12 protein-coding genes and 1 other annotated feature (1 of these 13 running past the window's edge) are annotated in these 12200 nt (G+C 39.8%); of the genes, 6 read left to right on the top strand and 6 right to left on the bottom strand.

Annotated features, from left to right (window positions below):
* Positions 1-51: a binding site (T-box leader), on the top strand (it extends 171 nt beyond the left edge of the window).
* Positions 52-94: 43 nt separating this feature from the next.
* Entirely contained in the window at positions 95-2512 is a 2418-nt protein-coding gene (gene leuS, locus J7E77_RS30030) for a leucine--tRNA ligase (protein ID WP_214719261.1), read from the top strand.
* Positions 2513-2560: 48 nt separating this feature from the next.
* The gene (locus J7E77_RS30025) at positions 2561-2875 is read left to right on the top strand and encodes a rhodanese-like domain-containing protein (protein ID WP_214719260.1); all 315 of its coding nucleotides are present in this window, start codon (positions 2561-2563) and stop codon (positions 2873-2875) included.
* Between the two features lie 59 nt (positions 2876-2934).
* Here J7E77_RS30025 and J7E77_RS30020 read toward each other — a convergent pair whose 3' ends face one another.
* The 3 genes from J7E77_RS30020 to J7E77_RS30010 are packed head-to-tail and all read right to left on the bottom strand — an operon-like array spanning position 2935 to position 4668.
* On the bottom strand, positions 2935-3456 hold the full coding sequence (locus J7E77_RS30020) for a ferric reductase-like transmembrane domain-containing protein (protein ID WP_251028239.1): 522 nt from the start codon (positions 3454-3456) through the stop codon (positions 2935-2937).
* A gap of 7 nt (positions 3457-3463) precedes the next feature.
* Positions 3464-4342, bottom strand: a complete 879-nt coding sequence (locus tag J7E77_RS30015) for an FAD:protein FMN transferase (protein ID WP_214719258.1) — start codon at positions 4340-4342, stop codon at positions 3464-3466.
* A complete protein-coding gene (locus J7E77_RS30010) occupies positions 4342-4668 on the bottom strand; it encodes a hypothetical protein (protein WP_214719257.1) in 327 nt (108 codons plus the stop codon). The genes J7E77_RS30015 and J7E77_RS30010 overlap by 1 nt, the downstream gene beginning before the upstream one ends.
* 151 nt (positions 4669-4819) lie before the next feature.
* Here J7E77_RS30010 and J7E77_RS30005 point away from each other — a divergent pair, with 151 nt between their 5' ends.
* On the top strand, positions 4820-5005 hold the full coding sequence (locus tag J7E77_RS30005) for a sporulation protein Cse60 (RefSeq protein ID WP_168245378.1): 186 nt from the start codon (positions 4820-4822) through the stop codon (positions 5003-5005).
* A gap of 7 nt (positions 5006-5012) precedes the next feature.
* On the opposite strand, the gene J7E77_RS30000 is transcribed toward J7E77_RS30005, so the two are convergent.
* Complete coding sequence (locus J7E77_RS30000; RefSeq protein WP_214719256.1) at positions 5013-6287, bottom strand: BaiN/RdsA family NAD(P)/FAD-dependent oxidoreductase; 1275 nt, start codon at positions 6285-6287, stop codon at positions 5013-5015.
* A gap of 204 nt (positions 6288-6491) precedes the next feature.
* Between J7E77_RS30000 and J7E77_RS29995 the strand changes: the two genes are divergently transcribed.
* Positions 6492-8102: a putative polysaccharide biosynthesis protein gene (locus J7E77_RS29995; RefSeq protein ID WP_214719254.1), complete on the top strand. Its 1611-nt coding sequence runs from the start codon at positions 6492-6494 to the stop codon at positions 8100-8102.
* Positions 8103-8121: 19 nt separating this feature from the next.
* Positions 8122-8850 (top strand): 16S rRNA pseudouridine(516) synthase, encoded by a 729-nt coding sequence (locus J7E77_RS29990; protein ID WP_214719252.1) that lies wholly within the window; start codon positions 8122-8124, stop codon positions 8848-8850.
* Positions 8851-9042: 192 nt separating this feature from the next.
* Here J7E77_RS29990 and J7E77_RS29985 read toward each other — a convergent pair whose 3' ends face one another.
* Complete coding sequence (locus J7E77_RS29985) at positions 9043-10329, bottom strand: DUF4309 domain-containing protein (protein ID WP_214719250.1); 1287 nt, start codon at positions 10327-10329, stop codon at positions 9043-9045.
* 143 nt (positions 10330-10472) lie between these two features.
* A complete protein-coding gene (locus tag J7E77_RS29980; RefSeq protein WP_214719247.1) occupies positions 10473-10907 on the bottom strand; it encodes a Dps family protein in 435 nt (144 codons plus the stop codon).
* Positions 10908-11095: 188 nt separating this feature from the next.
* Between J7E77_RS29980 and speD the strand changes: the two genes are divergently transcribed.
* Positions 11096-11905, top strand: coding sequence for an adenosylmethionine decarboxylase (gene speD / locus J7E77_RS29975; protein WP_214719246.1), 810 nt, complete (start codon positions 11096-11098; stop codon positions 11903-11905).
* Positions 11906-12200: the final 295 nt, after the last annotated feature.

Here is a 12200-nt window from a genome sequence, read left to right as displayed (position 1 = left end):
CTAATGTGGGTGGTACCGCGGGAAGATACATACAATCCTCTCGTCCCTTTTTGGGATGAGGGGTTTTTTATTTTTTTTTAGGAGGAAGAGCATTATGAGTTTCGACCATAATCAAATCGAACAAAAGTGGCAAAAGAAATGGGAAGAAGAAAAAACATTTAAAACAAGCGAAGAATTTGATAAAAGAAAATTTTACGCTTTAGATATGTTTCCATATCCGTCAGGGGCAGGTCTACACGTTGGACACCCTGAAGGCTACACAGCAACCGACATTCTTTCCCGCTTAAAGCGGATGCAGGGATACAATGTTCTTCATCCAATGGGCTGGGATGCGTTCGGCCTACCAGCGGAACAATACGCATTGGATACGGGTAACGATCCAGCGGAATTTACAGAACAGAATATCAATACATTCCGCCGGCAAATTAAATCATTAGGATTCTCGTATGATTGGGATCGTGAAGTCAATACGACTGACCCTGAATACTACAAATGGACCCAATGGATTTTCTTAAAACTTTTTGAAAAAGGTCTAGCTTACATTGATGAAGTAGCGGTAAACTGGTGCCCTGCACTTGGAACGGTACTAGCAAATGAAGAGGTCATTGATGGCAAAAGTGAACGCGGCGGGCACCCAGTTGAACGTCGTCCGATGAAGCAGTGGATGTTAAGAATCACCGCTTACGGTGACCGTTTACTGGAAGACCTTGAAGAACTTGATTGGCCTGAAAGCTTGAAGGAAATGCAGCGCAACTGGATCGGCCGTTCAGAAGGTGCGGAAGTTACCTTCTCAATCGAAGGACACGAGGAAACATTCACTGTCTTCACTACTCGCCCTGATACTTTATTTGGTGCTACGTATGCCGTGCTTGCACCTGAACATTCATTTGTTGAAAAAATAACAACAGCTGAACAGCGTGCTGCGGTTGATGCCTATTTAGACAAAGTTAAGACGAAAAGCGATTTGGAACGTACGGATCTTGCCAAAGAGAAAACAGGAGTATTTACTGGCGCCTATGCCATCAATCCTGCCAATGGGGAGAAAATGCCAATTTGGATTGCTGATTATGTGTTAGTAAGCTATGGAACTGGTGCGATTATGGCAGTTCCTGCACATGATGAGCGTGACTATGAATTCGCAAAAGAATTTAACCTTCCTATTAAAGCAGTTGTCGCAGGTGGAGATATTGACAAAGAAGCCTACACAGGCGATGGTAAACATATTAACTCTGAATTTTTAAATGGCTTGGATAAAACAGAAGGCATTCAAAAAATGATTGCTTGGTTAGAAGAAAAAGGGATAGGAACGAAGAAAGTAACCTTCCGCCTAAGAGATTGGCTGTTCAGCCGTCAACGTTATTGGGGTGAACCCATTCCGATTATCCATTGGGAAGATGGTTCAATGACAGCAGTTCCGGAAGACCAGCTTCCACTGATGTTACCAAAAACCACTGAAATTCGTCCTTCAGGGACAGGAGAATCACCACTTGCAGTTATTTCTGATTTCGTGAATGTTGTGGATCCGGAAACAGGTAAAAAGGGTCGCCGTGAAACAAATACGATGCCGCAATGGGCGGGCAGCTGCTGGTATTATTTACGTTATATTGATCCGAAAAATGATCAAGCACTTGCTTCACAGGAAAAGTTAAATCATTGGCTTCCTGTTGATATCTACATTGGCGGTGCCGAACATGCCGTATTACATTTACTTTATGCGCGTTTCTGGCACAAATTCTTGTATGATATCGGTGTGGTTCCTACCAAAGAACCATTCCAAAAGCTATTTAACCAAGGAATGATTTTAGGCGAAGGAAATGAAAAAATGAGTAAATCAAAAGGGAATGTAGTAAACCCTGATGATATCGTTGGCAGCCACGGTGCTGATACCCTTCGCTTGTATGAAATGTTCATGGGACCGCTTGATGCATCGATTGCTTGGTCGACCAATGGATTGGATGGTTCCCGCCGCTTCTTAGATCGGATCTGGCGTTTAATGGTTGAGGAAAATGGAGAATTAAATCCAAAGATTCAAGCCAATGAAGAAACCTCTAGTTTGGAAAAAGTGTATCATCAAACCGTGAAAAAAGTGACTGAGGATTATGAAGGTTTGAGGTTTAACACGGCCATTTCACAAATGATGGTATTCATTAATGAAGCCTATAAGGCAACTGTACTTCCAAAAGAGTATATTGAAGGATTCGTTAAATTGCTTGCACCTGTTTGCCCGCATATCGCTGAGGAGCTTTGGGAAAAGTTGGGACACAGTGAAACGATAACTTACGAAGCATGGCCTGCCTATGATGAGGCAAAACTAGTGGATGAAGAAGTTGAAATTGTCATCCAGGTAAATGGTAAAGTAAAGACAAAACTTATGGTACCAACAGATGCAAGCAAAGAGTCACTTGAAGGCATCGCGATGGAAGATGCGCATATAAAGGAACAAATTGAAGGAAAAACAATTCGCAAGGTAATTACTGTTCCAGGAAAGCTTGTTAATATTGTAGCAAATTAAAAGAACGGCCCCTCTCTTGGGGCTGTTTTCCTGAAGGGGATGGACTAGATGGAAGAAATTCAAACGATTACACCAGAAGAATTAGAAAAGAAGCTTGAGGCAGGGGAGAAACTTGAGCTTGTGGACGTTAGGGAAGATGAAGAAGTAGTATTCGGGATGGTACCAGGAGCTAAGCATATTCGAATGGGTGACATTCCTGCTAATCTCGACTATTTTGACAAGGATAAGGAATATATTTTTATTTGCCGCTCAAGTGCCCGCAGTGGAAATGTCTGCCATTATCTAAAGGACCAAGGATATAAGGTTCGCAATATGGTTGGCGGCATGCTCGCATGGACTGGAGAAACAGAATATACAGAATAACCGATTCCACCATGGAATCGGTTTTTTTGTGTAAATAAGCAGCGCTTGCGCTTTCTGGGTTAGTGAGAGACCTCAAGCTTAGGTTTATCTCTCATCAACATACCTCCTAAAAGGATAAGCGGCAGGATATTGACTGCAGCAAGTACGGCACCTTGAATATCTGTACCAATCAATAAACCATGTATCGTAACGAATATATATAGGACCGGATTCAATGCGTGTAATTTTCGCCATTTTTGATAGCCGATTTTTTTTCGTGCTTTGGATGTAACGATCGTCATAATTAAGAAATAAAGGGATAGTGCGCCCAGCGCCATTGGCAAGGGCTTATAGTCCGTATTAAACGGTATGAGTATCTCTAACCATTGTAACGAGATATATGAATCGATTAGTAAAAATCCTACGTGGCCAAGGACAAGATAAAGGGCCCAATTAGACAGTGATTCATGCAAAAATAGGGAAGTAGTGACCTTTTGTTTTCGCTTTTTCTGAACTTGAGAGTACAGTCCAATGATGACAGACAAGTAAAGTAAAAGGTAAGCTACCAAACCTGAAGCACGGATCATATACCATTCAAACATTTCCAAGTTACTCTCCTCCTCTCCAAATATCTCCGTCATTAGTAATTAACACAGCCTGGACACCTTTACTATTTATCCACTCTTGACCAGCCTGTTTACCAAGTAAAAGAACCGTTTTTGCCCAAACGTCAGCTTCCAAAGCAGTAGGGGCTGTCACTGTTGCCGATACAATCTTACTTTTACTAGGTTTTCCTGTTCGAGTATCAATCAAATGATGCGTCCACTCCCCATTCATCCGCCATGTCCTTTTCATGGTTGTGGACGTCGCCAGCGCACCTTTTTGAACCTGAATCGAAGAAATCATCGTTGTTTCGGCAAATGGACTCTCTATCCCAATATTTAATGGTCGTGGCAACGTGCCGAAAATGCGGATATCACCACCCACGTTGATAAAGCCATAGCCCAACCTATCTAAAAGCAGTGCGGCACGATCAATCACCCAGCCCTTGGCCATTCCCCCAAGATCGATTTTTGATAATAGGGTTACGGACCGTTTACTTTCATTTAGTATAAAAGGTTGCGAACTTATCGCAGCCATTGATGAAGGGGGAGTTACTGCTAACTCTTTCCCCTTTATCATTTCAATCGATTTTGAATAGCCGTGGTTTTCAAGCGTCGATAGAATGCCAGGATTAAAAATACCTTCCGTTTCTTCAAAAAATCGAAGAGCGTCTGATATGATTGAAATCATCTCACTGCTAACGATGACTTCTTTTTCAACTTGTTGATTTATTCGTGATAGTTCACTATCGGAGCGGAAACGGCTGCATGTATCCTCAATCAATTCAAATAGCTTGTAGATAGGCATCATATCGTTGGCAAATAACTCATGATTAATAGAGATTTTCACAATAGTACTCATGGAGGGGAACTGGTAGGTAAACATCAGGTTCCACCTGTAGTCGTGTCAAAGCCGCCTTGATGTCCCATTCCAGGTCCGCCGCCATTTGAAAATTGATCCTGTTGATTACTGTTTCCATTGAATTGATCATTATTATTCGAGTACTGATCACTAGAATCAAAATTATTGTTAGAATCATCATTTTGATTGTATTGCGATGAGTTACCGCCATCAAAGGATTGCCCTTGAGTAAGTGCCGCTTGATTGCTCGCTTGATCGCCATTTGATAGACCAAGAAATGATACCATTCCAGCTACTAATGCCAAACTCCCAAAACTAACGCCCCAAGAGATTTTTTGTTTTTTATCCATTTTTAATGCTCCTTTCTATAGGTGAAACTGTCTTTCTAAAAAGGAGTTTACAAGTTGAATCTTAAAATAACCTTAATTTTTCAGTCTGCTTATTTTTAAAATTCAGATAAGTTGTTAATAATGGTAGTAAAAAAGAGAGGGAGAGAGAAAAGTGATACAGGTTAAATTGTTTGATCGGGAACATGAGAAGGACTTAGAAAAGGAAATGAATCGGTTTTTAAGAGGGATAGATGAAACAAGCCTGCTCGATATTAAATATAATGTGGCAGCAATGCCGGAGGAAGAAGAAGAGGAGCAGATTTATTGTTTTTCCGCGATGATAATTTACAAGGCCTGACAAATAGTCAGACCTTTTTGTTTTTTGCAGACAGGGCTGCATTGGTACCAGCTAATCTTCCAGTTACAAGGGCAGAGGTAATATTATACCCGCCAGTATAACCATGGACATCAAGGATTTCACCACAGAAATATAAACCATTCATTAATTTCGAGCCCATCGTTTGTGGCTCGATTTCTTTAATAGACACACCGCCGCCAGTGACAAAAGCTTTTTCAAGAGGCAAGGTGCCATTTACTTTTATCAGGAATTGCTTGCAGCTCTTTGAAAAACTACGAATTTTTTCATTGGAAATCGTGCCGCCTTGCTCAGATGGGTCAATCCCATTATGTTCTAATAGAAATAGAAGATATCGTTCAGGGACTAGCCCTTTAAGCGTGTTTTTAATGCTTTTCTTAGGCTCACTTTTAACAAGCGCAAGAATTTCTTGAAAAACTTCTTCCTCTTTTTTGTCTGGTAGTGCATCAAGGCTCATGGTTACTTCTTTTAAATTCCACTTTTTCATAGCTTTGACTACGAACTGACTGCAGCGCAGCACGGCAGGTCCGCTGATTCCAAAATGGGTAAAAATCATATCCATGCGGTGCGAGATAATTGGCTTTCCTTTCGGATTCAAAACACTTAAGTCAATGTCTCTTAGTGATAAACCTTGCAGGGCTTTATTTTTAATAAATGGTTCGCTAGAGGTGACAGGGACTTCAGTTGGAAACAGATCCGTAATCGTATGTCCTGCTTTCTTCGCCCAAGCATACCCATCACCAGTTGAACCTGTATGTGGAACTGATTTTCCCCCAACGGCAATCACGATCGATTTAGCTGATAATTTTTGACCATCTTTCAACAAGACGGCAGAAACGGTTCCATTTTCATAGAAAAGGTCCTCTACAGGGCTATTTTTGAAAATCCTGACACGAAGCTTTTCTAACTGATTTAATAGGGCGTCAACGACAGATTGAGCCTTATTGGAAACGGGGAACATCCGCCCGTGATCCTCTTCCTTTAATTCGATACCTAATTTTTCAAAGAACTTAATAATATCTTCATTACTAAAGATTGAAAAGGCACTATATAAAAACTTACCGTTCCCCGGCAGGTGCTTGATGATTTCCTCAATTGGCAGGCGATTCGTCACGTTACAGCGACCACCTCCGGAAATAGCTAACTTTCTGCCGAGCTTGTCTCCTTTATCAATTAAAAGTACTTTTGCGCCTTTTTCACCAGCTGCAATGGCCGCCATTAACCCAGAAGGTCCGCCGCCGATGACAATTACATCATAATCCATATTTCCACCAACTTTACTTTAATCCGTCACTCCATTATAAACATTTATCATCAAAATAAAACGAATGTGCCCTTTTTTTCATAAATTTAACTTGGAAGTTAGTAGCGTCTGAGAGAAAGAAGTTGTAAACTACTAATAGTGTGCAAAAAAAGTCGAATTATTTGTGAAGAAGCGCACGTATTTCTTCGGGTAGGAAGGGATTCTATGCAGTCTAAGCTTTTAAGAGGAACATTTATTTTAACGTTTGGAACAATACTATCTAAGGTTATCGGATTAATTTATGTTATTCCGTTTTATCAAATTGTTGGGAAACACGGGACGCAGCTTTATTCATTTTCATATGTCCCATATACCATTTTTATTAGTATTGCAACGGCGGGTGTACCGCTGGCTGTTTCAAAATTCATTGCAAAATATAATGCACTTGAAGAGTATGCCGTTGGCCGAAAGCTGTTTAAATCGGGACTAGTGGTTATGTTGTTGACTGGGTTTGTGGCATTCTTAGTGATGTATTCCGCTGCACCTATGTTAGCTGAATTAAGTCATCCTGGTAAAGGACAACTGGCCAATGTTACGACGGTTATTCGGGCTGTTAGTTTTGCATTGATCGTTGTGCCAATTATGAGCTTAATCAGAGGTTATTTTCAGGGACATCAATCAATGGGACCTTCGGCTGTTTCACAGGTCGTCGAACAAATCGTACGAATTATTTTTACACTTGCAGGAGCCTATGTTGTTCTGAAATTTTTACATGGCACTATTGTTTCGGCAGTTAGCGTTGCCACCTTTGCAGCATTTGTCGGTGCTATCGGAGGATTAGTTGTTTTATTTTGGTATTGGTATAAAAGAAAACCCTATTTGGACGAGCTACTTGAACATGATAAAGGGACCAGCCATATTTCTTTAAAGGAAATCTATAAAGAAATTCTTTTATACGCAGCGCCCTTCGTTTTTGTCGGGATTGCCAATCCGTTATTTCAATTTATCGATCAAATTACCTTTAACCGGGCGATGTCCGCAATGGGCAATGCCAAGCAGGTGGCTGATGCGGCCTTTGGTATATTAAATTTCGAGTCACATAAAATTGTCATCATTCCTGTATCACTTGCAACGGCCTTTTCCTTAACACTCATACCGAGTATTACAAAGGCATTTGTAGAGAATGATCAGAAAAACATGAACCGGCAATTAAACCAAACCTTTCAAGTTTTGCTCTATTTAACATTACCGGCTGCTATCGGGCTTTCGTTATTGGCCGAACCGGTTTACACGGCTTTTTATGAGCATGATAATCTTGGGACACAAGTATTAGGCGCCTATGCACCTGTTGCGATTCTTTTTTCCCTCTATTCTGTAACAGCAGCCATATTGCAGGGAATTAACGAACAGCGCTTTACCATCTTAAGCTTGCTTGTGGGTTTATTAATAAAATTTGCTCTAAACATTCCATTAATTAAAATGTTTGAAACAAGAGGGGCCGTTCTCGCCACCGCGCTTGGTTATACGGCAGCGATTGTCATTAATTTAATTGTGATTAAGATATTCTCCGGCTATCGTTTCCGACTGGTATGGCGGAGGAGTTTATTGATTATCATCTTCGCAGGATTGATGTGGGCAGGAACAGAAATTGTTTATAAATTACTATTACTATTCCTTTCTCCTGCATCAAAGGGTCAATCCGTCTTGCTTATCGTGATAAGTGCCGGAGTGGGCGCCGTCATCTATTTTTACTTAGGCCTGAAATCAGGACTAGTGAACCGTTTATTTGGTGACAGGGTCGATCGAATCAAGCAAAAACTAAGGTTAAGATTTTAAAAATCTTCTTAAAAAGGAGATGGGACAGTTGAGAATTGATAAAATGCTAGCTAATCTTGGCTATGGCAGTCGAAAAGAAGTGAAACAGCTTCTAAAAAGTAGTGCGGTCAAAGTGGATGATGTAGTAGTCAAGGATGCAAAACAGCATGTGGATACGTCTAAACAAACCGTGACTTTAAATGGTGAGGTTATTGAATACAAAGAATTTATCTATCTAATGATGAACAAGCCTCAAGGAGTCTTATCGGCTACAGAAGATAGCTCTACCGAAACGGTTATCGATTTATTAGAACTCGAGGACCAGGTTTATGAGCCGTTTCCCGTTGGAAGATTGGATAAGGATACAGAAGGTTTACTGCTGATCACCAATGATGGTCAGTTGGCACATCGATTACTTTCACCGAAAAAGCATGTTCCGAAAACGTATTTTGCAGTAATCGATGGTGAAGTGACCGAAGAAGATGTAGTTGCCTTTGCTAATGGTGTAACCTTGGATGATGGCTACGAAACAAAACCTGGTGAGTTGAAAATAATAAAATCCGGTATCCGTTCTGACATCGAACTAACCATCACGGAAGGCAAATTTCATCAAGTGAAAAGAATGTTTGAAGCTGTTGGTAAAAGAGTGGTTTATCTCCAACGGATTTCGATGGGCCCCTTGCCGTTGGATGAGACACTGGAGTTAGGTGAATATCGGGAATTAACAGACGAAGAAGTAGAATTATTGCGAGAATATCAAGTGAAATAATCTTAAAATGTAAAAAGCAGCTATTTTTTTAGCTTCTTTTTCCTTTTAATAAATATTTCGCTATGAAATAACGTTAGTAAAGCGTGATTATGGAATTTTCTTGCCTTTAATAAGTTCAATCAGCGAATTTGGCAATTTTATCAGCGAATTCCTATGTTCAATCAGCGATCCCATATTCTCATATATGGTTAATTATTGATAGGCCTTCACATCTAACATTGTTTCTAAATCGACAATTTCAACATTTCTTTTTTGCAATTCTTCTATTAGCTGTGGTAAGGCTTTTTTGGTCTCACTCTTATCGGAATCGGAGTGCATTAAGATAATGTCACCGTTTCGAAGATTATCGATCACATTGCGAATGATATTTTTTGAATCCATTTGGGACCAATCCAGGGTATCAATGGACCAGAGGACAATGGAATAGCCCTCTTGTTTTGCAACCTCTTCCACCTGTACATTTGTATCTCCATATGGTGTACGAAGGATAGCCGGCTCCTTGCCAATAACTGATTTAATTGCTTTCCCAGCTTGATCAATTTCGAGTCTAGTAGCGTTTTTGCCTAATTTGGTTAATTCCACATGATTAAAGCTATGGCTTAAGACTAAGTTTCCATTTTTAAAGGCATCCCTTACAACTTCAGGATGCTTATTAACCTTACTGCCAATAAAAAAGAAGTTTCCTTTTACATGGTGGTTTGCCAAAATCTCAATGATTGCTGGTGTGATTACTTCATCAGGTCCATCATCAAACGTTAGGGCCACCCGTTTTTTATCAGGGCCATTAATATAAACACCCTCTTGGTTTTTAGCAAAGAGGACGATATCTTTCCGCCACTTTTGCATCGAAGCCCAAGCTGATTCTGATAACTGATTGGAGTTTCCTTTTATATCAAGGATGTATTCGTTATTTGATGCTGTGATGGTAGATCTTTTTGGGTTAAAAACAGAAATATGATCAATCACATTACTACTTTTCGGAAAAATCAACTTAAGCTGAATTTCCTGCTTCAATTCATAAACATAAATATTTTCATTATTATTGTCTCGTATTTCCTTAGGCTGCCCGAATGATCTGACCACCATCTTGTCAGTAATTTCTTTGAGGTCAGCATCATAGGAACGAACGTCGAAAATTTCTCCTGCCTTGTTATAGCCTAAAACGATGTTTTTATTGTCATAGGTGGCATAGGTGCCAGAACCTGCCTGATCAACCTTGTCGGGTTCACCCCATTCAGAGTTAACTTGTTCGATTGTGCGATCAAGCGCATTAAATGGACAATCCTTCACCATTCCTTTTTGAGCCAAATCCTTAATATTATCAAGCTTTTTTAAATAGGATTGGTTTATTTCCTTAGGCTGTAGGCCATTTTGCTTTTGCTGTACATTATTACTTGGATGCAGCTGTTCAGAATCACAAGCAGTTAATAGTGTAGACAAAGAGAAAATGACCGTCAAGATAGGTGTTAACAACTTCATTAGGGGTTTCACTTCCCATAATTTATTTGATCTATATTTGATTTAATAATAGCAAAGACATTCAATTTTGGAAAAATTAAACTCAATCGCATGAAAAAAAGGACAAGCAATCAGCTTGTCCTAGATTTAACGTTTATTTTCAATTAAGCCTGTAGGAAAGATTGTAACATCCAGTTATGTTTATTGAGTTTGCCGATTAGGCCTAAAAACATATCACTGGTTACCTCGTCATTGTTTTGTTCAGCAACTTCCATCCCAGCTTTTAATTCATCAATGATTAAGGAAAAGTCATGGACGATTGTCTGAACCATTTCTTCAGCAGTTAATGTTTCACTGGTTTCTTCAATGGTTGCAAGTTGAAGATATTCTTTAAGGGTAGAAATGGGACTGCCGCCAATGGTTAATAATTGCTCAGCAAACTCATCAATTGTCGCTGCTGCTTCCTCATATAATTCTTCGAATTTGGCATGTAAGGTAAAGAAGTGAGGACCTTTCACATACCAGTGAAAACGATGTAATTTAGTATATAGTATATTCCAGTTTGCAATTTGTTGGTTGATTACTTGTTCAACGGTCATTTTAGCATTCCTCCTAATTTCTTATCTAAATTAATTATATCATATATTATTTAAAAGTAAATATTAAATAATAATAATTATAATTAAGAAAGGGAAACTTTTTTAAATAATTAGTAACTAGGTAGAACTCTGGGTATCTTAATAATATTTACTTGCAAAGGATACCTTAATTTTAAGGGGGAACTGTCATGAGACTTACACACGAGCAGGCTATTGAGTTACACGGCTTTAATAATTTGACGAAATCGTTAAGCTTTAATATGTATGATATTTGTTTTACAAAAACGAGGGAAGAACGTGAAGCCTATCTGAAGTATATAGATGAACAATACAGTGCAGACAGGCTGAAAAAAATTTTAACCCATGTATCAGATATAATAGGTGCCCATGTGTTAAATGTGGCGAGTCAGGACTTTGAACCAGCTGGGGCGAGCGTGACTCTATTGGTATCAGAGGGTCCAGTTGCTAATGCGCCGTCTGAATCCTTTGAGGAATCTCCGGGACCTCTGCCGGAATCGGTGGTGATGCAATTAGATAAGAGTCATATCACGGTTCATACATATCCGGAATTCCACCCTGATGAAGGAATAAGCACATTTCGGGCAGATATTGATGTTTCAACGTGCGGGGAAATTTCGCCGCTTAAGGCCCTTCATTATTTAATCCGTTCATTTGAAACAGATGTGATGACAATTGATTACCGGGTCCGCGGCTTTACAAGGGATAAGACAGGGCATAAGCTCTTTATTGATCATGAAATAAACTCGATTCAGAATTACATCCCTGAAGATGTCGGCGAATTATTCGATATGATTGACGTTAATGTCTATCAGGAACATATTTTTCACACAAAATGCAAGCTGCGTGAATTCGATTTAAATAACTATTTGTTTGGATACACAAAAGATAAGCTTTCACCTGATGAACATATTGAAATCACGGAGCGATTAAAGATTGAGATGGATGAAATCTTTTATGGGAAAAATATTATCCAATAGTAATGGAGCCGAAGGAAAAGTCATTAATTAAGGATCTACGTTACGGAACAAAGTCATAATTATGAATAGGGTCACGTAGGAGGTGTCTACGTGACCGAAACAGGGGTCAAACCAAGGATAGGGTCACGTAGAAGGTGTCTACGTGACCGAAACAGGGGTCTAACCAAGGATAGGGTCACGTAGAAGGTGTCTACGTGACCGAAACAGGGGTCTAACTAAGGATAGGGTCACGTAGGAGGTGTCTACGTGACCGAAACAGGGGTCGAAGCAAGGATAGGGTCACGTAGAAGGTGTC

It is taken from the genome of Bacillus sp. ISL-77 (assembly GCF_018613105.1).
This window is presented reverse-complemented; position numbering and strand designations above follow the sequence as displayed.

Coding starts and splice junctions, on each gene's coding strand:
- J7E77_RS30000 (WP_214719256.1), bottom strand. CDS start 6,287: ATGGATTATGATGTAATTGTCATCGGCGGCGGACCTTCTGGGTTAATG.
- J7E77_RS29985 (WP_214719250.1), bottom strand. CDS start 10,329: ATGAAGTTGTTAACACCTATCTTGACGGTCATTTTCTCTTTGTCTACA.
- J7E77_RS29990 (WP_214719252.1), top strand. CDS start 8,122: ATGGGACAGTTGAGAATTGATAAAATGCTAGCTAATCTTGGCTATGGC.
- leuS (WP_214719261.1), top strand. CDS start 95: ATGAGTTTCGACCATAATCAAATCGAACAAAAGTGGCAAAAGAAATGG.
- J7E77_RS30015 (WP_214719258.1), bottom strand. CDS start 4,342: ATGTTTACCTACCAGTTCCCCTCCATGAGTACTATTGTGAAAATCTCT.
- J7E77_RS30020 (WP_251028239.1), bottom strand. CDS start 3,456: ATGTTTGAATGGTATATGATCCGTGCTTCAGGTTTGGTAGCTTACCTT.
- J7E77_RS30025 (WP_214719260.1), top strand. CDS start 2,561: ATGGAAGAAATTCAAACGATTACACCAGAAGAATTAGAAAAGAAGCTT.
- J7E77_RS29995 (WP_214719254.1), top strand. CDS start 6,492: ATGCAGTCTAAGCTTTTAAGAGGAACATTTATTTTAACGTTTGGAACA.
- speD (WP_214719246.1), top strand. CDS start 11,096: ATGAGACTTACACACGAGCAGGCTATTGAGTTACACGGCTTTAATAAT.
- J7E77_RS29980 (WP_214719247.1), bottom strand. CDS start 10,907: ATGACCGTTGAACAAGTAATCAACCAACAAATTGCAAACTGGAATATA.
- J7E77_RS30010 (WP_214719257.1), bottom strand. CDS start 4,668: ATGGATAAAAAACAAAAAATCTCTTGGGGCGTTAGTTTTGGGAGTTTG.